Raw genomic sequence first — 24,279 nt, 5'->3', positions numbered from 1 at the left:
TCAATAATTTCCCGAGCTTACTTTCCGCTGAATGACATAGCTTCCGAAAAACCAGAGCACAAGAATCCAAACCGCCAAATCGATAAGCTGGCCCTTGAATTGCAGAAGTTCCTTCCCCTTTTCCGCTCCTTCCAGAATCTCCATAAAAGCCTTTTGCGGAATAAGGCTGATCATCCCGTCAATGACGCTGTTGTTCACCTTGAAGGGAACCAGACACGTACCCAGCAGGGAGGTGATAATGGCAAACAAGCTTGCGGTCAAGGAAACGTTCTGCTTCAGAATCGATGACATAAACAAACCAAACGCCGTTCCAAGAGCAGTCACCATACCGATCAACAGGGCCAGCAGCCCGAGCCCGAACCCGAGTTCAACTCCGAAAACTTCCTTCGTTATGACCAGGGCCAAATAAGTGGGGAAATACAAGCATATGAAGGTAAAAATCCCCTGTGAAGCAATGTACAGCTGTTCGCTTACCGGCGCCATCATGATCCTTCCGAAGGTTCTGAGGGTTCTGTCCTCGGTATAAAGCATCGTTATAGCAACACCCTGCATCAAAATAATCATGATAATAAAGCCCAAGACCTTCGTCCCAACGCCACGCTCAAGGTCTTGACTTTCGTAATCGACAGGGCTTTCCTTCTTGTTAAAGTAATTGGAGATGATATCGGTGTCCTTTTTACTTTTGATCACTGTCATGACCAGATAGGTGCCTTCGTTGTTTTTTTCCACAATAGCATCATAATATCCCAAAATCAGATTCGAGAGCGTGGGTTTTTCTTTGACGGGAATAATCGTAAATTTATTATTTTCCGGGAACTCCTGTACGCTCTGCGCATCTTGGGTAACCAGCGCAATGTTGGACCTCAATTCCTGCCGGTTGGACAATAATATCGTAGCCAGAATGGTAATGGGGATAATGATGAGCGCGACGACGAAGATTTCCTTTTTGTATTTAATCCGGTCCAGCTTATTTTTGAATAACGGCATGAAGTTCATTACAGATACTCCTCCGGTTTAAAAATAAATTGACTGATGACGGTGAAGACGATGGAGAAGAGCAGCAGGAAAGCGATAACGGGGAGGAATAAGCTGAAGTTGTTGTCATAGATGATCTGGAAGGCCGCTTGGGTGACCCATTTGGCAGGCGAGATTTGCGCAATCGCCTGCATCACTTCTCCAAAATGGCCAACGGGGCTGAACACGCCTCCGAAGAAGATAAAAAGGATGGAGATGATCGGCATGACCGCATTCGCCCGTTCCTCGCTTTTAAACATGACGACCACCAAAGTGCCTATGCAGCATCCGAACAAAGTGAGCATATGGATCAATATCATAATGTAACCGATATTAGCGCCGCCAAAGTTGCTCTGAAACACCATTTGTTCAAGCAAGCATAACAAGGTGAAGGCGATAACCCCGAAGATGTAAGTGGAGAGCAGCTTGGATAAATAAATCTCGGTTTTGGAGACCGGAGCGTAGGCAATACGCAGGTTCCCCCTCTTCACCTTCTCCTCCATGAAGGTATTCGTTACGGTCATGGAGATCATGATGGAAGACAAAATCATGGTCGCAATCCCATAGTAATCATAGGAATTGACAATCCCTCCTCCAAAATGGCTGCTTGTCACCATACCAAAGCCGGCCCATATGATTAACTGACCAATCGTATTGACGATGACCAGCATCGGCGTCCTGCATATATTCATGAAATCGAACCATACGATTTTTAAGAAATTCATGGGTAGCATGCTCCTAATCTCTTAAATTTCTTCCGGTCAGCTCAAGGAATGTCGTTTCCAACGAGGCTTCCGTCCGGCTCATATTATGGATTTTGCAGCCGCTTGAGGTGATGACGCCGATGATTCCGTTGAGATTGTCTTCGGACTTTCCGGAGGTGACCTCAATCGTATCCGCAGACAGGCGTACCTTCGTTACACCGTCTATTTCGTGGAAAGCCTCAACGGTTAACCGCTCCGTGTTCTTCACAGAGAACGTATAGGTGATTTCATCGCTCACCTTCCGGTTCAATTCTTCTTTGGTGCCTTCCGCAATAATCTTCCCTTCGTTAATGATCAGAATCCGGTCGGATATGGCTTCTACCTCTTCCATATAGTGAGTCGAGTAAATCACCGTTGCGCCATGCTGCTTCAAAATTTTGATGGACTCCAGAATATGATTTCTGGATTGGGGATCGATGCCGACGGTCGGTTCATCCAAAATAATAAGCTGAGGCTGATGAGCAATGCCGCAAGCAATATTCAATCTTCTCTTCATGCCGCCCGAAAAGGTTTTGGGCTTATGGTCTTTCTTATCGTACAGGCCTACCAGCTCCAGCGCAGCCTTCACCTTGTCTTCCAGCATTTGGCCTTTCAGATGATACAGGCTTGCAAAAAATCGCACATTTTTCTCGGCGGAAATCTCTTCGTAGATCGCGAGATCCTGAGGCACAATTCCAATGCGAAGCTTGATGGACTTCGCATTTTTCTTCAAAGGAACGCCCAGGATCGTGATTTCGCCCTCATCCGCCGATAAAATGGTCGACAAAATATTCATGATGGTGCTTTTGCCCGCCCCGTTCGGACCTAGAAACCCCAGGATTTCCCCTTTATTGACGACAAAGTCGATCCCATTCACCGCTTTTTTATCCCGGTAGCTTTTATGCAAATTTTTGACAACTACAGCATGTTCCATGCTCTTCCCTCCCAGATTCCTCTCCAAAGTACTGCCTCACCCTGTGAAGTCCCGCTATGGTCCGCGCTTAAGGATTGGACTCGGGCACTTGGGCATTTCGTCGTCTTGAGAATTCTTCCAATGCCTTCTTCGTCATCTCATCCTGCTCATCTCCCATTTGGATCGAAATACTTTCCTCAAACCCATCCTGCTTTTCGCCGTCAAACTGATACAGCTTTTTCAGCAGAGTCCATATCTGCTCCAGCTCTTCCTTGGTGAAGTTTCCCGAAAGATCGGCCAGGAAGTGGATCGATTTTCCCCCGCATTTCAGCAAAACCTTTTTCCCGGATTCCGTAATTTTGACGTTCACGGCGCGCCGGTCCACGGGGCTTGGAATGGCAACCACATACCCTTTGCTCTCGATCGAGGAGAGCAGATGTCTGGCGCTCTGCTTGGTGGTCCCTAACTTTTTGGCGATATTGATGATGGTGGCCTCTTCTTCCGGCAGGTGAATAATGGCCATCATAATCATGAACTGTCTGGATGTGATGTCCTCAAAATAAGTATCGCCTTTGGACTGGATTTTGTTGGCGAGCGCGAAAAGTGTTCCGTAAATTTGCTGAATCAAAAATAGCTCTTCCTGATTATTCAATGTTGCTCACCTCAATTTAGACAGCATGCTGTTATATTTAAGGTATCAGAGCAGTATATTTTTGTCAATCGGTTATATTTATTCAATTTCAATCAAATTGAGGTATGTAGAGGAGGTTTCATCCAAAATTTGCTGAAACCATTGGGTTTGCTCATCCCGGCCAAGCTTCTTCGCGTCAAAGATGCGTTTCAACAGAAGAAGAATACTCCGCTTGACTTCGTTCGACAAAGCGATCCTCCCCTGTTCCAGCTCCATGCTGATTTCGGAAAGCTTATGATAATGGTCCGCGACATCGGCGCCGTTGACGTATCGTTCCACATGTTGATTGGGAGTGGATAGCGCCGCAAGTAGGCTTTTCGAAATAAAAGTGGACCTGCTGCCGTCGTCATCGGAGCTGTTCAACAATTGGAACAGTTTTTCTCTCTCCTCCCTTACTCCAAAGCATATGGTCCGGAGAGACGGCTTGTGCTGAATCATGCCTTCAAATATGTTTCTGGCACTGAAATCAATGACCAGCCGGACGCCTTTGCTCTCAAAGTAACGGATAATCTCCTCCCAGCGAACCGGATTCGATAAATGCCGGACCAAATTTTCTTCTACGTCCTGTATGCGAACGTACGGTTTTCCGGTATAGTTGGACATTACCGGATACCGGAACTCGCCCAATGGCAAGCGTGCAATGGCCTTCTGCAACTTCTCCGCTCCTCGCTCCATGACGGGGCAATGAAAAGGAGCGCTGTCGAACAAAGGAGTGACGGAACCATGTTCTTTGCCGATGATTTTTTCCGTCTCCTCTACATCCTCTTGCAAGCCGGAAATCGCAACCTGAGTTGAGGAATTGTAGCAGGAGACATAGACATGTCTCCCGTTCCTTTGCTGCTGCTTGCAGATCTTCTCCACAGCTTCGGCATCAATTCCATCAACGATCGTCATACCGCCGTCGACAGCCGTCTGGATTTCTTTGCTGATTTCCGTGCGCAGTTGAACCAGCTTCAATGTATCGGACAGCTTCATTGCGCCTGCGCATACCAGCGCTGTGTATTCTCCCAGGCTGTGTCCCGCACAGAACTGCGGTGTGATTCCCGTTTCGCTCACAAACACGCGAAAGGCGGCTACGCCGAATGCAACAATGGCCGCATGGGCATTTTCAGGTCTTGACAATACGGAAAGCGGTCCCTTAAAGCACAATTCGCCCAGAGGTATGCCCGTAGCCTGTTCAGCCTCATGGATCGTATCTCTGACAATGCTGTATTCGTCATACAAAGCCTTGTACATCCCTATAAAATGACTATCCGAGCCCGGAAAAACAACGGCAATTTTAGGCACATGATTCGTCTCCTTCCCCTGATTATTTCAGGCCATGCGCGTTTAATAGCCTGGAGTTTACGAAAGCCGCAATCGAGTTCACATCTTGAAAATTTCCCATCGCCAAATCTTCATTTTCAATGGTGATTTGAAACTGCTTTTCAATAAATAAGACAAGCTGCATGAAAAATAACGAGTTCACATACCCCTTCTCAAAAATATTGTCGGCATCGTCAAATGGCTTGTCGCCCACATATCGGCTTAAAAATTTTCTGATCGTTTCTTTTACCTCCATGGCTCATTTCTCCTTCCGATGTTTAGATTCGGCTTGCTTGGCCTTGTCTCAAGTGCTCCTCTGTCATTTCGGCGATCCGATCCAGATCGTGATGAAAGCTCGGGATAAGCAGCTGCAAGCTGTCGTTAAAGAGCCTGATCGTCATATGCCCTTTGGACACCGCGTTTTCATTCATAGCTTGCATGCCAATCCTCAAATCTCCGCACTCCTCGAACGTGTAGGAGGGATCGAATGATGACACAAAGTTGATGGATATAATGTCGCTCAAATACTCCGCTCCAAATAACAGAAAGGCGCAATCGCCAACTTCGGAGGCTTCGATCGTCCCCCGGGCGGCATCAAATGTCTGTACGACGGAATCCAAATACAAGCCTAAGGTCATGTGACCGGCATCCGTTCGGCCAGATTGGATTAATGCGAAAGGAAAGCTTGAATGTTTCGTACCGTCGTCCAACGGCCTGATATTAATCAAAGCGAACAATCGAAGGACCCATTGAATCGGATTCCGAAGGATGTTCTCCGCCGTTTCCGGGTCCACTTTTCTTGTCATATCGATGAGGTAGCGGAACGTCCGGCCATTCGTCAGGGCTTGGTAATGATTGATCTGATCTGCGATGCTTCCAAAGAAGCGGGGCGCATCCTGCCGTAAATCCGCTTCTCTTTGCTGTCTCGCTTTCGAATACCGGGTATACCCGTTTTTGTCCAGGCCGCCGTCCATTCCCAAACATTTGTTTCTAACCAGATTTCCTAGTACTTCCGTAGATACAAAATCCCATACGGCATGCTGCGCGTAAAAATAAACGACATGCCGGTTGTGTGCTGTTTTTACGATCATGATCTTCACCAACAGACTTCCGTGCTTAAACAGCGCAGCCAGGTTGGAGATCGATTCCAGCGGAGCAAGCTTTGCGTCGGAATCCGGTTCATCGCTCAGGTCGATGTACGGCACATGCCAGCGGTCTGTAAACTCGCACTCCTGGATCATATCCTCTTCGCTTTGATAGAAATATCGGCAACCATTTTGCTCATGAACGATCTCTCTGACGATTTGCACCATGTGCTTTTTCGTCATCGAGCCAACAATTTCCGTCTTGGTGCATATCGTCTCCGGCTGCTGGAGCAAGAAGAACTTTTGATAGGCAAATGGTTCAAAACAATCCGATATCGCGGCTTCTCTTGTATTACAGTCATAGTTCGCCAGTTCTTCAACCCATCTTGTCTTCTTGAACTGATCCGGATCCAACCGGGTATCCTCCAATACGGCCGCCGTTCTTACTTCCAGCTCGCTGCCGCGCGTCATGGAAGCATTCACGGCTGTCGTATGATCGGCAGAAGAAGCGGCGGATACTTCCCTGAGCGCTTCATTCAGCGGGGTCGCCGATTCCTTGCCGTCGATCTTGGCAATAACCTCTGCGATCGTGCGCTGCTGGACCAGTTCCCGCATCGTCAAGCCATAATCCAGCCCTCTTAGCTTGGCGACAATACGGATAGCCTTGAGGGAGTCTCCTCCCAGTTCAAAGAAGTTGTCCTGCAGACCGACCCTCCCGATGCCCAATACTTCCTCAAACACCTGCACGATCGCCCGCTCCGTCTCATTCCTTGGCGCCGCATAGGCGCGCTCGCTCTTGATCTCGATTGGGGGCAGCGCTTTTTTATCGATTTTGCCGTTTCGGTTCACCGGAATACTCCCGATGGTCATCATATATACAGGGATCATGTACTCCGGCAGCTCCTTGCGAAGCTCTTCCCGGATGCGACTGATCGACACATCCGCTTCTTCCGCCACCAGATAGGCGCAAAGATGCTTTTCTTCCCGCTCTTCATGTACGGTCACAACCGCATCCCGCACGCCACTCAGCTTCCGGAGCGCGCTTTCGATCTCTCCCAATTCGATGCGGAAGCCTCGGAGCTTGATCTGCTCGTCCATCCGCCCCACATACTGCAGATTGCCGTCCGGCAGCCATCGGACCAAGTCCCCGGTGCGATACATCCGCCCTTCCCCGAACGGGTCGGCTACGAATTTCTCCGCCGTCTGCTCCGGAAGATTCAGATATCCTCTCGCTACTCCGTCTCCTGCGATACACAGCTCCCCGATCATCCCGATTCCACAAAGCTTCCCTTCGTTCACTACATAGGCCCTCGTATTGGAGATGGGCTTTCCGATCGGCGTCTTCGCTCGGAGCGTGCGGTCCTCAATCGGATACCAGACGGCAAACGTCGTCGTCTCTGTCGGCCCATAGATATTCGCAAAATCGATCCGCAGGTTCCGCTCCACCAGCTTTCGGACATGCGTCTCGGACGTCTTCTCCCCGCCGAATAACAGGGTGCCCAGACCGTCAAATACCGTCTCATTCATGCTCATCAGCTGGTTAAACAAAACCGTCGTGGTAAACATGGTCGTGATCGTCTTCTCTTGTATGACTCCTTTCAGTCTCCGGGCATCGAGGATAACATCGCGGTCAGCCAGATGCACGTGTCCCCCATGAAGCAGCGCTCCCCAGATTTCAAAGGTCGAGGCATCGAAGCTGAGAGCTCCCGTCTGCAGAATCACCGTCCGTTCATCCAGCTTCGCATAGCCAGCGTTCTTCACCAGGCGGATCACGTTTTTGTGCTCGACCATGACGCCCTTCGGCCTTCCTGTCGTTCCCGACGTATAGATGACATAGATCAAGTCGTTCGGCCGACTGACCGGCTCCAGCTCCGACTCCTCATCCTCGGCTTCCCGCCGGTCCGCCTCGGACAGGTTGATGACCGGCACACCGGCCTGATCGTCCGCATCATAGGTCAGCATCGCCTTCGGCTTGCAGTCCTTCAGGATGTACTCGATTCTTTCCCTGGGGTTGGCCGGATCGATCGGCACGTAGGCACCGCCCGCCTGAACAATGCCGCAGATGGCGACGATCGTCTCGATCCGCCGCTCGGCCATGACCGCCACATAGTCGTCGCGGCGGACTCCCAGCTTCCTCAATTGCGCGGCAAGCCGGTTGGCCTTGCGGCTTAGCTCCCGATACGTGAGCGCTTGATCCTCGCAGCTAACGGCGATATGATCCGGCACTTTGGCTGCCTGCTCGTTGAACAGCTGCGCGACAGACTTTTCTTGCGGCATGGCCGCATCCGTGTCATTGAACGTTCCCAGGATTCTCGCTTGTTCCTCCTCTTCGAGCACCTCAACCTCCGCGATCCGCCGTTCGGGAAATTCAACCATTTGCTTCAAAACGATGCGGTACCTTTCGAGCAGCATTTGCATTTCTTCCTTGCCATAGCGCCTGGGATCGTACAAAATATCCAAATTCAAGGTTTCTTCCATCGAGACGCTCACATTAACCGGATAATTCGTTTGTTCTCTGCTTTCGCCCAGCTCGATCTTCAGCCGGCCGTCCAAATCCTCCAAGCCTTGAGTGAATGCCTCTCTATCGATAAAATAGTTTTCATAAACAAAGAGCACATCGATTAATCCGCCGCCACGGCCGTTTAGCTGCTGAATATCGGATAACGGGCAATAATCGTAACAAGAGCTATCCAGCGCTTGATGATGCATGGCCTTCAGCAATTGCTCGCAGGTCGTTTCCGCATCCGTTTTTACCCGCACGGGAATCGTATTGATAAACAAGCCGACAATCCGGTCAATCCCCGACAAATCCGCGTTCCTTCCGGACACGACTTTTCCGAACACCGCGTCGCTGCTCCTGTTGTATTTTTGAAGAAGGATGCCTAAGGCGCTTTCCAGAATTGTATTGATCGTGATGCTCTTGCGCTTGGCGGCCCGCTTCACCTGATCTGTAAATTCGCGGCTCGTACGAAGCGTTATTCGTTCCATTTCCTCTTTGGTTTCCGCACTTGGCCCGATAGGCAGCAGGGCTGTAGAGCCCGAATAATCTCCGAGCAGCGCCTCCCAATAGGTCATTGCCGCCTGCTTATCCTGCTTTTCCAGCCAATGTATATATTCTTTATAGGAAGCCGTATCGGCTGCCGAAGCGCTGATGGCATGCTTCAGCTCGCCATACGTTCTCCCTTTGCCCAAAGCCGCATAGTACTGCATAAACTGAATTAACACCGTAGAGCTGCACCATCCATCCAAAATGATATGATGCAGGCTCCACAACGCAATGCTTTCCTCAGCGGACAGCTTGATGATCGTCATTCTGAGCAGGGTGTCCTTCTCCAGATCAAATCCGCGCCGGAGATCCTCCTGTTTGATGGCTTCGACCCGCTCCGCCGCCGAGGGCTCTCCCGATACATCCACGACGTTCAACTCGATCGGCCGGGCTTTCAATACGACCTGCCACGGCCGCCCCCCCTTTTTGGGCATGACGATGGCCGTGCGCAGCACTTCATATTTTTCCGCGAGCAGGTCCAAAGCTTCTCTGACCCGCTTGACTTCAAACTCTCCGGTCCATTGGAGGACATGCCGGACAACATATTCGGTTGATTGTTCGTTAAATAATTTGTGGAACAGCATCCCTTCCTGCATCGGGCTTAGCGGATAAATCGAATCAATCTTATGGTCCATCCAGCAACTGCTCCTTTCCTGCCGATCGTCATTTAGAAACTATTGATAATATCCTTCAAGACGTCATCTGTTAATTCCTCATGATAATCAGAGGCTGTTTTTACCGTTTCTTTCCGCGAAATGCAGAATTGGACGACATTCGTCAAAGCCTTTTGATAATCCATGTTGAGCGTTTGAATGGATGAGTGGCTGAATTTGCTCTTGTCATATTCGATGGTCATCGCGAGCTTTCCGTTATAGATGCTTCCGTTCAGCGATATGCTGTTCGTTCGTTGATTCTCTTCTGCTATATTCACTCCGCTGGACAGTGTCGAGGCGGTTATTCCCGTCCCCTCATTGGATTCCATATTCCACTGGCCCAAATAATTAAATCCGATATCCGGTACCGTTTCGGGAATTTCGTATTTTCCGCCGTAACGAATCACCCCATAGCCCATCCCGCGGTTAGGAATATGCCTCAGCATCTCCTTCGTTTGAACAATAACGTCTTCCATCTTCTCCGAGGCTTCCAGAATAACCGGGTAAATGCTGGTAAACCAGCCCACCGTTCGATGAATATCGATCGCTTGATTAATTTCTTCCCGGCCATGCCCTTCCAAGTAGATTGCGACTTTATTCTGACGCTTCCACGAATTCACCGCCATGCCCAGCGCCGAAAGCAGGATATCGTTTATTGCCGTATTGAAGGCTTTACCAGCTTCATACAGCAGTTGACTTGTCAGTTCTTCGCCGAATTCAAAAGTTAGGCTCTCATACCCCTGCTCCGTACCGTCCGCATCGGCTTCGATGATCCCGGTGTTCATTTGGGCATGAATGCCTTCCCAATACTGGATTTCACGTTTCAGCTCCCCGGATTCGCTGTAGGCCAATAAAGCTTTCGACCAGTCGAGATACGATGCGGTTTTCCCGGGAAATAGAATCGGCGTCCCCCTCCTTGCTTGGAAATATCCCGCTACAAGGTCTTCAAGCAGGATTCTCCACGAAATGCCATCGACAACGAGGTGATGTATACAAATCATCAAATAATCGTATGCCGGCGCCCGATACAGAGCGGTTCTCAGCAGCGGCCCCTTCGATAAGTCCATACTTCGCTGAATCGCGGTGCTTTGCTCAAACATCGCTGACTCCAGCAGACTTTCATCCATGATGCCGCTGTAATCAAAGCTCTCCAGATGAAACAAGCAACTCCCGTCCACCTTCCGTATTTCCTGCCTGCCATCGGTAAACACAGCCCTCAAAAGGTCATGATGCGCGGCCAAGGCTCGCAACGCTTCCCTTAGTGCCTCTTCCTCCAACCGGTCTCTTGATTGCAGGGTCACAGCCTGATTGAAATGATCGGGCTTCTTTAAGTTCCATTGAAAAAACAAATGCTGTATCGGTGTCAAAGGAACTTCTCCCGTAACCTCCCCCTGCTCGTACTCCACCCTGTCTGCGTCCTTTCGGACACGGGATATCATGTCCTCGATCACTTGCAGCTGCAGCATTTCTTTGACCGTCAGCTCAAAATTCAATTCTCTAAGCCGCGATATAATCCGGATCGCCTTAATGGAATCGCCGCCAAGTTCATAAAAACTGTCCCTCATCCCCACTTGATCGATTCCGAGGATGTCCTCAAACACCTGCACGATCGCCCGCTCCGTCTCATTCCTTGGCGCCGCATAGGCGCGCTCGCTCTTGATCTCGATTGGGGACAGCGCTTTTTTATCGATTTTGCCGTTTCGGTTCACCGGAATACTCCCGATGGTCATCATATATACAGGGATCATGTACTCCGGCAGCTCCTTGCGAAGCTCTTCCCGGATGCGGCTGATCGACACATCCGCTTCTTCCGCCACCAGATAAGCGCAAAGATGCTTTTCTTCCCGCTCTTCATGTACGGTCACAACCGCATCCCGCACGCCACTCAGCTTCCGGAGCGCGCTTTCGATCTCTCCCAATTCGATGCGGAAGCCTCGGAGCTTGATCTGCTCGTCCATCCGCCCCACATACTCCAGATTGCCGTCCGGCAGCCATCGGACCAAGTCCCCGGTGCGATACATCCGCCCTTCCCCGAACGGGTTGGCCACGAATTTCTCCGCCGTCTGCTCCGGAAGATTCAGATAGCCTCTCGCTACGCCGTCTCCCGCGATGCACAGCTCCCCGATCATCCCGATTCCGCAAAGCTTCCCTTCGTTCACTACATAGGCCCTCGTATTGGAGATGGGCTTTCCGATCGGCGTCTTCGCTCGAAGCGTACGCTCCTCAATCGGATACCAGACGGCAAACGTCGTCGTTTCCGTCGGTCCGTAAATGTTCGCAAAATCGATCCGCCGGTTCCGCTCCACCAGCTTTCGGACATGCATCTCGGACGTCTTCTCCCCGCCGAACAACAGGGTGCCCAGACCGTCAAATACCGTCTCGTCCGTACTCATCAGTTGATTAAACAAAGCCGTCGTGGTAAACATGGTCGTGATCGACTTCTCTTGTATGACTCCTTTCAGTCTCCGGGCATCGAGGATGACATCGCGGTCGGCCAGATGCACGTGCCCCCCGTTAAGCAGCGCTCCCCAGATTTCGAAGGTCGAGGCATCGAAGCTGAGGGCTCCCGTCTGCAGGATCACTGTCCGTTCATCCAGCTTCGCATAGCCAGCGTTCTTCACCAGCCGGATCACGTTCTTGTGCTCGACCATGACGCCCTTCGGCCTTCCTGTCGTTCCCGACGTATAGATGACATAGATCAAGTCGTTCGGCCGACTGACCGGCTCCTCCTCCGCAGCTTCCCACGGGTCCGCTTCGGACAGATTGATGACCGGCACACCGGCCCGATCGTCCGCATCATAGGCCAGCATCGCCTTCGGCTTGCAGTCCTTCAGGATGTACTCGATTCTTTCCCCGGGGTTGGCCGGATCGATCGGCACGTAAGCGCCGCCCGCCTGAACAATGCCGCAGATAGCGACGATTGTCTCGATTCGCCGCTCGGCCATGACCGCCACATAGTCGTCGCGGCGGACTCCCAGCTTCCTCAATTGCGCGGCAAGCCGGTTGGCCTTGCGGCTCAGCTCCCGATACGTGAGCGCTTGATCCTCGCAGCTGACGGCGATATGATCCGGCACTTTGGCTGCCTGCTCGTTGAACAGCTGCGCGACGGACTTCTCTTGCGGCATGGCCGCATCCGTGTTGTTGAACGCTCCCAAAATTCTCGCTTGTTCCTCCTCTTCGAGCACCTCAAGCTCCGCGATCCGCTGTTCGGGGTCGAACGTGACCTCCTTCAAGATTTTGCAAAAGTGAGCCATCATTTGACGTATGCTGCTTTCAGCAAACAGCTCGCGGCCGTACTCGAAAGTGACTCCGTAACCTGTATCCCTGTTCGATACGGTTACGGTCAAATCAAATTTGGCGATGGCATGCTCGATAAAAATTTCCTTGAATTGAAATCCGTCCAGATCAAGCTCCACATCATCGGCAGGATTCTCCAAACTGAACAGGACGTCAAACAACGGATTTCGTGACAGATCCCGATTCACTTCGACCTCTTCTACAAGTTCGTCGAACGGATACTCCTGGTTTTCCTGCGCATGGAGGCATGTATCCTTCATCTCATTCAAGAAGGAGCCAAAGGTTTTGTCCGCTTCGGGCTTTCCCCTCAAAGCCATGGTGTTTACAAACATGCCCAGTATGTTCTCCGTGTCCCGGTGTGTTCTTCCCGAAATCGGGCTCCCGACGACAATATCCTCCTGCCTGCTGTACTTGCTAAGCAGCACCATCAGTATGGAGAGAAGCACCATATATTCCGTGGTTCCTGTTTTTCTGCATAAAGCCATCACCTTCGTCTTCAGCTCTTGATCAACAAAGCATTCCACGCTGTTTCCGAGAAAGCTTTGGATTGGCGGCCGCTTATAATCAAGCGGCAGATGAAGGACAGGAACGCTGTCCTTAAATTCATGAATCCAATAGGCCCGTTGACCGGAAAGATCCCTTGTCCGCATCCATTCGCTATAATCTTTATACTGGATACCGGGCTCCTCTAATGTCTCGCCTGAGTACAACCTTGTAAAATCCTCAGCGAGAATATTGATGGACATTCCGTCCGAAATAATATGATGCATATCAAAGAACAACAGGTCGTTCCCTTGCCCGACACGAATGACCTTGATGCGAAGAAGCGGAGCCTTGCCCAAGTCAAATGGCCGCACAAATTCGGACAGCAGCCTGATCTTGTCGGCTTCGCCGACCTCCTCCGCCTCATCGTATTCGATCTCGGCGCTAACTTCGTCGAGTACCTGCTGCACAGCTTCCCCATCCTTCATGAAAAAGCCGGTTCTCAAAATTTCGTGACGGCTCACCAGTTGAAGGTAAGCATGCTTCACTTTAGAGACATCCAATTTTCCGTTGATTTCCATGCCTTTGTACATATTGTAAACGACGCCCGTGTTGTCCATGCTGGAAATGACAAATATTCGCTTTTGTGAAGACGACATTGGATAGCAGGGCTTCGATTCCGCTTTGGGAATCTGGACATACGGTTTTTCTTTATTTTTGATCTTCCTGCTTAAAGCTTCAACCGTTGGTTCTTTGAGCATTTCGATCAGCGATAATCGGATCCCCGTCACTTCTTCGATCCGGTTGATTACCTTCGTCGCCTTTAAAGAGTGGCCTCCGGCCTCAAAAAAATTGTCATAGATCCCTATCCGCTCGACATCCAGCACTTCTTCGAAAATTCGCGCAAAGGACTTCTCGATGTAGGTTCCGGGAGGCACGTATTCCATCTCGCTGCTTGCCTCGATCTCGGGCAGCGCTTTTTTATCGACCTTCCCGTTAACGGTCATCGGTATTTCCCCGATCTGCTGCATATAGGCAGGGATCATATACTCGGGCAAATGCTCCGCTAGGGCACTGCGCAAGGCGCTCAAGCCGATGGAATGATCTGAAACAAGGTAGGCGCACAAGCAGGATTCTCCGGCCTTTTCTCTTGCCATGACAGCGGCGTTCCGAATTCCGGGCTGACGCTTGAGGATCGTTTCGATTTCGCCAAGCTCCATGCGATAGCCCCGTATTTTAACTTGATCATCGATTCTCCCGATATACTCCAGCTCGCCGTTAGGCTTCCATCTGGCCAAGTCGCCGGAACGATACAATCTTCCTTCCCCAAACGGGTTTGGAACGAATTTTTCCTGAGTGAGCTCCGGTCGATTCAAATACGCTCTTGCCACACCGCTTCCGCCCACGTATAGTTCGCCCTCGACGCCGATGGGAACGATTTGCTGCCGGGAATTCAGCACATAGACTTGATAATTGGGAAGCGGTACGCCGATCGAATTCACATGGGATGCGATTTCTTCGTCCGTCACCTTCTTGAACGTTGCGAGTATGGTTGTTTCCGTAATCCCATAACTATTCACAAATGTCATTTCCGGATATTTCTCTCTTAGCTCCCGTAAATCCCCTACACTCAAAGCTTCTCCGCCGAAAATGATCGTTCTGACTTTCAGGTCAGCCCCGGGATGCTTGATTTCCTCATGGATAAGGGCGTTGCATGCCGTCGGGGTCTGGCACAGCACCGTCACGCCGTATTCGCTTAAATAATGTCTAAAGCGCGCCGTATCCTTGACAACACTTCGCGGAACAATGACAACCCTTCCCCCTGTCAGTAGTGCGCAGTACATTTCCCATACCGAAAAATCAAAGCTGTAAGGGTGGGACATGGACCATACATCGTCTGCCGTATAGTCAAACAAGTGTTGACTGTGGCAGACGATTCTCGCCAGGTTTCGATGCTCAAGGAGGACGCCTTTAGGCTTGCCGGTCGTACCGGACGTATAAATCACGTAAGCCAGATTCGCATGATGGCATGGGCTTGTAACTTCCTTCGGCTCGCCGGCCTTGTTCTGCAAGAGAGACTCCAGAATCACAGCCTGTTCCCCGTGGGCCGCGTCGGCATAACGCTCTTCAACAATGACGAGCTTGGGACGGCTATCCTCTAAAATATACCGCCGCCTCTCCACCGGGGCATCCGGCTCGATCGTCAAATAGCATGCGCCGGCCTTCAAAATACCGAGCATCAGTTCCACGGTGTGAATATTTCGATCCATGACAATGGCAATGATGTCTTCGCTTTCGATCCCGTGACGCTTGAGCCAATTCGCAATTTGATTCGACGATTCCTCCAATTCCCCATAGGTCATCGTTTGTTCATCATACTGCACGGCAATATGATCGGGAGTTTTGAGGGCTTGCCGCGAAAAGAGATGATGCACGCATTCCTCGGTCATGGCCTCGACATTCGTATTCGTCCATTGAGATAGCAGAAGATTTTTCTCGTCTTCGTCAATAAACTCGGCATGAAGAACCGGTTGATCCGGGTCCCCGCATAACGCCTCGCATAACGTCATGAAGCTATGCGCCAGCTGCGCGGCCTGCTGCCCGGAATAACAACAGGAATCGTAAGTAACATACAGCCTGGTCTCCGACTCCTCTTCCTGAACCAGAACGTGATAATCAGCCTTGCCCCATCCGATATTCGACTCTATGACCTGAATTCGGGATACGGGCATATCTTCGTCGGCATCCCAATAATGGAACAAAATATCGAAGAGCGGAGCCGCATCGCCGCTATTCCGCAACTTCATTTCCTTTGCAATTCTTTCAAAAGGAATGATACTGTGGTCCTTGGCCTCTTGACAGGTTTGAGCGATCTGCCTCGCGATGTCCAGAAACGGCTTGCTGTCGTACAATTCGTCATGGAGAATCAACGGATTCGAAATCGGGCCCACCGTATCCAATAATTCCTCACTCATCCCCTCGGATACGGTTGTGCCGATATGGATCTCTTTCTCCCCCGTGAATTTCAGCAGCAGTATCTTAAGCACCGTCAGGAAGATGATTCTTTTTTCCAGACCGGCTTGAATTCGCAGCCGCTCCACTTTCTCCATCAGCTCCGGCTGGAATACAAGCCGGTACTCCGCAGGTTGATACGCAGGGGCTTCCGTTTTTTTCCTCTGCATCGGCAATACGATCGGCCGAAGCTCTTTATTCAGCTTTCTTTTCCAATACATGAGATGAGTTTCGAGAATTTCATCGGGCAATTCGTGTTGCCACTCCGAGAAGTCGGCATACTGCAAAGGAAGCTCCGCCGCATCATCCGGTTGTTCATCGTTGGCATAAGCGGTAAACCGTCGAATAAAGTCTCTTTTCAGGATTTTGACTGACCGCTCATCACAGATCGCACGATGGATCGTAAGCAAGAGGTAGGAGATTTCCCGATTTAAGGGCAGAAAGACGCTTTTGACCAGCGGAGCCTCTAACCCGTCCAGAAAAGCCTGCGCGTTGAGTTCCTTGAGAACAGCTAACGCTTCGATCTCCGTTCGATTCTCGCCAGACCAGTCCAGAGTGATCAAGACGGGCTCCGCTTGCTCGCGAATGTGCTGCGTGACCGCTCCGTTGCTCATCAGAAGCGATGTTCTCAGCGCTTCGTGCTTTTCCAGCAGCCTTGTTAATGCTTCGCGTATCTCATGCTCATGAACGATGCCATTGATTCGAAAGATGATTGGAATGTTGTAATAATCGGCGCCATAAGCCGATAAACGCTTTCTTTCGAATGCATCATGCAGCCAAAGCTGTTCCTGAAAAGCCGAACTTTGATATTCCATGTTCTTCTACCCTCTTTTCCTCTTTTGAATGGGCGAAATACGGCTATACGGGCTCTCTTCCGTTTGCAATTCACGAACCGTCAATTGTGCGTTATTGGAGTATTGTTCAAAGATCCGTTTTAATCTTGCGATCATTCGTTCCATCGTTTCCTCTTTAAACAAGCTATCGCTATACTCCAACTCCAATGTAATTTCTCCGCGTCTCTCGAAGAAGTTGAAGACCAGATCATATTTGCTTTCCAAGGATTCGATCGGGATTTCGCGGATGCAGCCATGATTTACCCGCATGCTATCGTCATTCGACGGATCAATGATAAACTGCGCCAAGACATCGAATATCGGGGACCGGCTCTGGTCCCGCACAACATGTTCGTTGTCCATCATCAGCACTAACGGATAATCTTGATGTTCAAGCGCCCCCAGTGACTGCTGCCTGACTCTGCCGAACAATTGGATGTAGGTATCCTTGCTGTCGATTTGGATTCTCAGAGGCAGCACATTGACGAAATAGCCGACTTGATCCTGCAACTGATAGTGCTCTCTTCCCGATGAATTGATCCCCACAATCATATCGTTCTGCCCGGAGTACAAATGCAAGAGCGAAAATACTCCCGATAACACGGTCATAAACATGGTTCCTTGATTCACGTCCGCCATATGTTTCAGACGGCCCATCACATCCATATCGAATTTTGCATCCAGTCTTTTGCCGCCCAGATCTTTTTGAAGGGGGCGCTCAAAGTCGGTCCTGAGGTTCATCACTGGCAGCGGACCTTGAAGAATGCCGTTCCAGTAGCACTCCAGCTTTTCTTTGTCGGTCTCCATTTTTTCTTTATGCCACGCTACAATATCCGAGAATTTGACCGACAACGGTTCCAACTGCGGCGCCGTATTCGAACTGAACGCGTTATAATACTTGACCAAATCATTCATGATCAAATCGATGGACCACCAGTCGGAGATGATATGGTGAATGACAAACACCAGAAAATGGCGCTCCTGACCGATGTTGGCCATCGTCAGACGAATTAGCGGATCACGCTCCAGATGAATCGGTTTCTTGACCTCGGTCCTCTTCAGCCTTTCTAACGATTCTTCGATCCCTTCACTGCCGCTAAGATCAAGATAATGATATGCCCTCGCTATCGTGTCGCCGGAATCAAGGGTCTGCCGGGGCTCTCCGTCTTCGATAACGACGCGTGTTTTCAAGATGGGATGACGTTCCACGACAGCCCAGAACGCTTGGAGCAGCAAGGCGATGTCCACCTTCTCCAGCAGCCAGCCGGAGGTTATATTCATGGCGCTGGTGTCTTCATACAGCTGTGTCGACAACCAGAGATCCTTTTGCTTAACGGTTAAGTCGTAAAATTCCTGCTCCGGCAGTACCGGTATCCTTGTCATGGTCTTATTGTCTTTAACCAGCTGTTCGATGTGATTCACAAAATCCCGAACCGACGGATAGATCAAAATATCGCTCAACGGCATCAGCACTTCCAGCAGCTGATAAATCTTGGAAGCCAGCTTCGTCGCTTTCAGGGAATTTCCCCCAAGCTCGAAGAAATGATCCTCCAATCTTACCTGCTTGATTCCCAGAACTTCCTTAAAGGCTTGAATGACCGCATGCTCAATCTCCGTAAGACCGCTCATCGCCTCTGCGCCGGCAGCGGCGACCTCGGTCTCCATCCGCCTCCGATGTTGTTGTTCCAATTCAAGGAGCTCATAGTCGTTCACTACATCCTCTTCCACAATGGAGAAGCTTCTGTTTCTGGCTTTTGGCTGAAACCAGCATCTCTTGCGCATAAACGGATAGGTCGGCAGCGGCAGGACATGCTTCTCATGCTCTTCGTACAGCTTGTCCCAGGGAATATCGGCGCCTGCCGCATAGGATAAGCAAATCTGTTTTAAGCCCGCCGGACTCCTTGTCATTTCGTGGATGCGGCTTTCTTCCCTGACGCTTCCTCTGGGAATCGACGCTGATGTTCCGTAATAAATGTCTTCCAGCCGGATGTTTTCCCCATGATGCAATAATAACTGGTTTAATTTATGTTTCAGGTCGTCTTGATCCTTCACGATTAACGCCAGTCTTTCATTATAATGACCTCTGCCTGCATTGGTTGTAAAACTCAATCGCCCCATGTCGATATCCGGTCGCTGCTCCAAAAATTCCAGGTAACTGCGAACCAGATTGTGCAGCACCTCTTTGCTTTTCCCGGACAATGTTACAATATATGGCCCCGTGGCTCCCTGCTGCTCTTGATCGTTCTCGTCATATTCTTCAAGGACGACGTGGCCGTTCGTTCCGCTGAATCCAAACGAGCTTACACCGCACCGCCTTGGAATGCCATGGGTCTCCCAATCCCTCAATATATTGTTGAAATAAAAGGGAGATTCTTCGAAATCGATGAGCCGGTTGGGCCGGTCGAAGTGCAAGCTGGGAACCAGCTTTTTGTGCTGCAGCGATAAAACCGCCTTGATGACGCTGGCGAGTCCGGAGGCTTGGTAAACGTGCCCCAAATTGGTTTTAACGGAACCTAGCGCAATATACTGCTTCTCGTTCGTATATTTCCCGAACGCTTTTTTCAGCCCGTCATATTCTACCAGGTCACCTAATTTCGTGCCCGTTCCATGCGTCTCGATATAAGTGATGGAGGCCGGGTCAATTCCGGCGTCTTTCCAGGCATCCAGAATGACTTGCGTCTGCGTTTCGGACCTGGGCGCCATGATCCCCATACCGGTGCCGTCTTGATTCACGGCGCTTCCCTTGATCACCGCACGGATATAATCGCCGTCTGCCATGGCCTTCTTGAGCGGCTTGATCATGATCGCAGCGACAGCTTCACCTTCCGCAATGCCATCCGCATCGTCATCGAATGCCCGGATCATCGCATGCTCCGATTCCACGCCGACACGGCTTTCCGGATTATGAATCGGAATCAGCTTGATTTTGGCGCTGCCTACAATGGCAGTATCGCATTCGCCTGTTTTTAGGCTTTTTAAGGCCGCATTCAGAGCGACTAAAGATGAAGAGCAAGAGGTATCCAAGACAACGCTGGGGCCTCTTAAATCAAGCGAGTACGATATTCTGGCCGATATATTCGCGCTCAGGTTCCCCGACAACGAATACTTGGTTAACGAAGGGTCGGAATCGTATATAAATCTCCGGTAATTATATAGATACTCGTCGATGTAGCCGACAAAAACGCCCGTATTGCTGCCAACCAGCCGGTTACCGCCATAGCCGGCCTCTTCCGCCATTTCGTACACAACCTCCAGGAAGCAGCGTTGGGCAGGGTCCATAAGGGTTGCTTCTTTCAAGGTCAATCCGAAAAACTCATAATCAAACTTGTCAATCTCCTGCAAATACCCTGCTTTGGCAAATTGGATGTCGTTCTCGTCATACCCCAGCTGTCGAATATAGTTTTTCAAATCTTCTCTTCTATTCGCGGGAATGTCTCTGACACAGTTCACTTTGCCACAAATGTTTTCCCAATACTGCTCAATATGATCGGCCAGCGGAAACTTGCCTGCCATACCGATGATTGCAAATTCATCATGTGCATCCTGCGCCGGCGTGCGGTCTGCCGGAACGGTCCATTCGCTTGCTTCGCTCTTCGATAAACATTTATCGATATATTGGGACAGCAGCGCAATGGATGGATAGGAAAAGATGTCCGCCGCTGAAATATTCACTTGGAACCATTCGTTAATTTTGGTATAGGCTTTCATGGCGAGCAACGAATCGCCGCCAAGCTCATAGAAATTCTCATAAATATTGATTTGGTCATAACCCATGACTTCTTTTACGATGGCTCCAAGCTTTCTCTCCGTAGCCGAATAGCTGCCGTCCGTACGTCCGTCAAGCACAATTTCGCGGTGTTCCTCGGCCCATTCTTCCACGTGGTCCGCTCGCTCAGGCCTTCTTCCAGCTTGAGGAACATCAATCCAGTACCTTTCCAGCTCAAAGACCCAGGATGGCAATCTTGCTCTTTTTCTTTTGGCGGAGCCGTACAAATCAGCCCATTGTATTTCAAGATGATGGACATAGGCAAGGGCCAGCTGCCGCAGGTCTTCTTCTTGATTCGGTGCGTTCAAGTCGAGGGTGTTTATTTTTCCGACAAGGTCGGGCTCATGGTTTCCTTCGATGTCATTGTAGTAGATGCTTGCGTGATTCAATTCGGCCAGCGGAGTTTCGGAGATTTCCCTTAAAGCTTCGAATAATTGATCATAGGTAGAGAACACAATCGCCACTCGATGCTTGTAATGATGTCTTCCTACCGCTGCCGTATAACAAACATCTTTCGGATGCTGCGCTCGAATGCGTTGAAACTGCGTCAAATACCGATCCACAAGCTCCTTGACAATGCCTTCCGCTTTTCCCGACAACGTCAGCACCGAAGGGCCTTGCTCTTCTATAGCCGGGCGCTCGCGCGTCTCTGGTTCTTCCAGAATAAGATGACAGTTGGTCCCGCTCAGGCCGAACGAACTCACCCCGCAAATTCGTTTCCCGCCCGCGTGGTTCCATTCTCTTGTCTTGACATTGACGTACACGGGAGAGTCATGAAAATCGATCGCCCGATTCGGAATATGATAGTTGATCGACGGCGGAATGATCCGCTCGTTTAAGGCATATATGCATTTCACCAAAGACGCGAGCCCAGCCGCTTCATATAAATGGCCGATGTTGCTTTTAACCGACCCGATCGCGCAAAATTGTTTTTTCGATGTATATCTGGAAAATACTTTATTGATCCCGTCAATTTCAATCGGATCGCCCAATCGGGTCCCCGTTCCGTGAGTTTCCATATAAGAGATATCTTCCGCTGAAACCCCCGCATCCTTCCACGCCCTTTCGATCACATCCGCTTGAGCGTCGGCATTGGGAGCTGTGATGCCAATCGAATTGCCGTCTTGATTGATGGCTGTTCCCTTAATCACCGCGTAAATGTGATCGCCGTCTGCTTTCGCTTTTTGCAGCGGTTTCAACATGACGACGACCGCGCCCTCGCCGACCCCGGTTCCGGTAGCCGTATCATCGAATGCCTTCGTTCTTCCATCTTTGGACTCGAATCCGATGCGGTAATTGGTCTGAAGTGGCAATAAGTGCAGACGTACGCTCCCTACGATGGCTGCGTCGCATTCCTTGTTGCGTAGAGCCCGACAAGCCAAGTGAACCGTGACAAGCGAAGAAGAGCAAGCCGTATCAACTACCATGCTCGGACCTTTTAAATCAAGGAGGTAGGAGATTCTGGTCGGAATAATGGCCTGAAAATTCCCTGTGCTCCCGATCTCGATGGAGCCGGGATCGACATGGGTCAACATATCAAAATAAGTTTCACTGCCGAAATCGCTAAGTCCCGTGTACACTCCGATTCTTTGTCCCGTTATTTCCTTCAGGCTGTATCCGGCATCCTCAATCGCATTCCACGTATGCATTAAGAAGAGCTTCTGTTTCGGGTCCATCACCTTCGCTTCCTTGGGCGTAAGGTGAAACAGCCTGGGGTCGAATTGATCGATACGATCCAAAAAAGCGGCATCGTAATAGCTCAGCTCTTCTGCCGCCATGCCCTTAAACGTTAAATATCGATCGGCATCTTGTTTTCTTGTGGCAGAAAATTCTTTTACACATTCGATTTTATTCAGGATATTTTCCCAGTATTGATCGAGATGATCTGCCATGGACATCTGCCCGGATATCCCGATGACCGCAATATCTTTGGAATTCGCTTCCTTGATCTCGATATCCGGTTCATCCGAATTTCGAATACTGGAGAGACGCATAAAATCCATTATCGATCCGACCCCTCTCTTCAATCATGAGCAGATAATAACGCTGTTACGATCGGCATTCCTAGTACAATGCCTCTTCCTTCGGGATCAGCCGCTCGCAGATCAGCTCCATTTGCAGTTGCTGCTCGCAAATGGGAACCTTCTTGGTCTTGAATACGGAAAGCAGCATTTGAAACGCTTCTTCAATCTCTTCTTCCCTGGGCATCCTTTCCTCCTGTTCAATGACCGCCTGCATCTTCCGCACTTTTCGGTAGGGCTCTACGACACCCGTTTGATATTCCTGTTCATTCGGATTTTGATTGGGAACACAAACCGCGCCGGCAAGACATAACGTCACCGGAGTCACTCTGTTCAAATCCGCTCCGGTCTCCTTCATCGTCCGCCATCCCGTCTGATGATAGCGGGATAATTCCTTCAATAGGTTGATATGAGTTCTTAGCGAGCTTTCCAGTTCCTTTTGCGCTTCAAGCGCCGCTGCCGATTTTCCGGTTATCTCGTCCATGAAACGATAGAACGAATCATTGCGGTCATCATACGAAAAGGCCTCGATCCGGTCCGTACAATGGGTCACCAAATTTCTCAGTATGTTTTTGGGCCCCAGTTCAACGACAAACCCGACATCATGATCAACGAAATAATCTACGGTCGTTTTCCACAGCACCGGACGGACCAGATGCTCGGATAAGCTGGGTACAATCTGCTCCGGCCCATGATACGGTCGGGCTGTCCTATTGGAAATGACAGGACATTGCAGGTCGCGATAAGTATACTTGATTAATTCATTCCTGAATTGTCCCACGGCCTCTTGAAGCAAGGGGCTATGAAAAGGCGCACTGACCTGTAAAGCCGTATATTTGCCATTCTGGCGTTCGACCGCCTCGCCTACCTGCACCACGGCTTCTTTGTCACCGGAGATGACAATCTGATCGGTCGAATTATAGTTGGAGATCACCGCTATTTTGCCATTCACGGAATAGGCTTCGCATAATTGTTGAATCGCCTCAACCCCGGCCCCCCTGATCGCAACCATATTTCCCAGCGATTTCTCTGCCACCCGCTGCATCAGCAATCCTCTGGCCCTTACCAGCCGGATCGCATCTTTGAAGGAAATCGCTCCGGCGCATGTCAACGCAGTGATTTCACCCAAGCTGTGTCCGGCCATGAAAGAAGGCTTCAAGCCTTCCTTCATGAATACCCGATAGGCTGCATAGGAAGCTGTCAATATGGCAGGCTGCGCGTTTTCGGTTCTTGTCAGTTCATTCATATCCGTATCGAAACAAAGCTTCTTCAGATCCAAATGAATCATGTCGCTCGCTTCCTCAAATACGTGGCGCGCAACTTTATCACGATCATAAAGATCCTTGGCCATGCCCGGATACTGCGAACCTTGTCCGGGAAATACAAACGCTACGCTGCCCAATCTCGTCAACCTCCA

General features: G+C 50.2%; 10 protein-coding genes. All 10 read right to left on the bottom strand.

Annotation, left to right across the window (positions count from 1 at the left end):
- The 10 genes from BLO51_RS09245 to fabD all read right to left on the bottom strand — a co-directional run bounded on the left by BLO51_RS09245 (window position 1) and on the right by fabD (window position 24,264).
- On the bottom strand, window positions 1-996 hold the full coding sequence (locus BLO51_RS09245; protein WP_090670173.1) for an ABC transporter permease: 996 nt from the start codon (window positions 994-996) through the stop codon (window positions 1-3).
- On the bottom strand, window positions 996-1,739 hold the full coding sequence (locus BLO51_RS09240) for an ABC transporter permease (RefSeq protein WP_090670170.1): 744 nt from the start codon (window positions 1,737-1,739) through the stop codon (window positions 996-998). The genes BLO51_RS09245 and BLO51_RS09240 overlap by 1 nt, the downstream gene beginning before the upstream one ends.
- Before the next feature lie 13 nt (window positions 1,740-1,752).
- The gene (locus tag BLO51_RS09235) at window positions 1,753-2,691 is read right to left on the bottom strand and encodes an ABC transporter ATP-binding protein (RefSeq protein ID WP_090670167.1); all 939 of its coding nucleotides are present in this window, start codon (window positions 2,689-2,691) and stop codon (window positions 1,753-1,755) included.
- Window positions 2,692-2,758: 67 nt separating this feature from the next.
- A complete protein-coding gene (locus BLO51_RS09230; protein ID WP_245719592.1) occupies window positions 2,759-3,298 on the bottom strand; it encodes a MarR family winged helix-turn-helix transcriptional regulator in 540 nt (179 codons plus the stop codon).
- Window positions 3,299-3,400: 102 nt separating this feature from the next.
- Entirely contained in the window at window positions 3,401-4,648 is a 1,248-nt protein-coding gene (locus tag BLO51_RS09225) for an ACP S-malonyltransferase (protein ID WP_090670160.1), read from the bottom strand.
- A 22-nt stretch (window positions 4,649-4,670) separates the two neighbouring features.
- Complete coding sequence (locus tag BLO51_RS09220; RefSeq protein WP_090670157.1) at window positions 4,671-4,922, bottom strand: acyl carrier protein; 252 nt, start codon at window positions 4,920-4,922, stop codon at window positions 4,671-4,673.
- A 22-nt stretch (window positions 4,923-4,944) separates the two neighbouring features.
- Window positions 4,945-9,432 carry a non-ribosomal peptide synthetase gene (locus tag BLO51_RS09215; protein ID WP_090670154.1) on the bottom strand — a complete coding sequence of 1,496 codons (4,488 nt, stop codon included), beginning with the start codon at window positions 9,430-9,432 and terminating at the stop codon, window positions 4,945-4,947.
- 32 nt (window positions 9,433-9,464) lie between these two features.
- Window positions 9,465-17,057, bottom strand: a complete 7,593-nt coding sequence (locus BLO51_RS09210; RefSeq protein WP_090670151.1) for a non-ribosomal peptide synthetase — start codon at window positions 17,055-17,057, stop codon at window positions 9,465-9,467.
- A gap of 6 nt (window positions 17,058-17,063) precedes the next feature.
- Window positions 17,064-22,844: a beta-ketoacyl synthase N-terminal-like domain-containing protein gene (locus BLO51_RS09205; RefSeq protein ID WP_090670148.1), complete on the bottom strand. Its 5,781-nt coding sequence runs from the start codon at window positions 22,842-22,844 to the stop codon at window positions 17,064-17,066.
- A gap of 61 nt (window positions 22,845-22,905) precedes the next feature.
- Entirely contained in the window at window positions 22,906-24,264 is a 1,359-nt protein-coding gene (fabD, locus tag BLO51_RS09200; protein ID WP_090670145.1) for an ACP S-malonyltransferase, read from the bottom strand.
- Between the last annotated feature and the right edge of the window lie 15 nt (window positions 24,265-24,279).

It is taken from the genome of Paenibacillus tianmuensis (assembly GCF_900100345.1).
GTDB lineage: Bacteria > Bacillota > Bacilli > Paenibacillales > NBRC-103111 > Paenibacillus_G > Paenibacillus_G tianmuensis.
Note: the sequence above shows the minus strand (reverse complement) of the source record. Positions and strands in the feature narration are given on the sequence as shown.